This is a genomic window from Oceanicella sp. SM1341 (assembly GCF_003448965.1).
GTDB lineage: Bacteria > Pseudomonadota > Alphaproteobacteria > Rhodobacterales > Rhodobacteraceae > Paroceanicella.
Window position 1 is genome coordinate 1 of the sequence record NZ_QRGC01000083.1, and the last position, 1274, is coordinate 1274.

The following is a 1274-nucleotide window of genomic DNA, read 5'->3' on the forward strand; positions in this document are numbered from 1 at the left end:
GGTCAGAAGCGCCAGTTGAGGCGCAGGGAGCCGGCGTGGCCGGCGTAGCCGTTGCCGAAGGCGCCGTCGTAGCGCAGCCCGACGTTGAGCTGCTCGGTGGCGAAGAGCTCCAGGCCCGCGCTCACCCGGCCCGAGGCCTGGGAGAGCGCCACGTCGCTGGCGAAGCTGCCGGCGTCGGCCGCCGCCCCGGTGAAGCGCGCGGTGGCGCCGTAGCTGTCGGCCGTCGAGACCGAGAGCCCCGCCGTCGCCCAGGTCACCAGCGTCGTCGCCTCGCCGATGTCGAAGCGCCGGGCGAGGGAGAGCGAGGGGGTGGCGCGCAGCGCGGTCTCCTCGCTGTCGTCGACCGTGAGGCCCCGCTCGCCCGCGCCGCGCTCCGAGTAGCCCTCGGCGGCGGCGTAGACGAAGTCGAGGTCGAGCGCCGGGGTCACCATCACCTGGCCCACGTCGAAGCCGTAGGCGGCGCGCGCGCGCAGGCCGAGCGACCAGCTGGTGTAGTCGGCCAGCGCGGTGCGCGTGCCGTCGGGCAGGCTCACCTTGCGCTCGAGGTCGTGCCAGCCGAAGCTGCCGCTCGCGGCCAGCGACACGGCGAAATCGCCGTAGCGACGGGTGGCGGAAGCGCCGACGGTGAAGGTGTCGCCGTCGGTGTCGGCCGAGGTGAGATCGCCGTCGAACCGCGAGTGCTCGTAGCCGATGGCGAAGCCCGCGGTGGTGTCGGGCGCCACGGGGGCCTGGAAGCCCACGGTGGTGGTGAAGAGCGCCGCGTCATAGCCCACGGCGCCGGAGCCGCTGTCCTGCTCGAGCGAGCGGCCCGAGCTTTCCGCGATCACGCAGCCCTGGCCGGTTGCGGTGCCGGAGGCGCGCTCCCAGGGGGTCTGGCCACAGCCCAGCAGGGCGTCGAAGCGGGACTGGGAGAGCTCGATGTTGGCCGCCGAGGCGGCGAGCGAGGCGCCGGGCGAGAGCTCGGTGAGGAAGCGCCCGAAGGAGCTGTCATCGGCCGCCACCGCGGCATCGAGCACGCCGAAGGTGCGGCCGTAGGTGGCGTCGGAGGCCTCGAAGATGCCCTCGAGGTAGCCGCCCAGCGTGCGCTGCTGTGCCGAGAGGCCGAAGCGCGCCTGGTCGAACTCCGCCGTGGCCGGCCCCACCGAGAGCGTGCCGCCCGCGGTGGACTGGGCGTAGGTGAAGAGCTCGGAGCGCACGGTGTCGAAGGCGCCCGCGGTCGCGCCCTCCACCGAGAGCACATCGAAGGTGGTCCCCTTCAGCACCGTGCGCGGCGC

1 protein-coding gene is annotated in these 1274 nt (G+C 74.1%); it reads right to left on the reverse strand.

The window, feature by feature from the left end:
* Positions 1-2 precede the first annotated feature (2 nt).
* Positions 3-1274, reverse strand: a 1272-nt coding sequence (locus D3P35_RS25780) for an autotransporter outer membrane beta-barrel domain-containing protein (RefSeq protein WP_157982352.1), incomplete at its 5' end; no start/stop codon positions are given.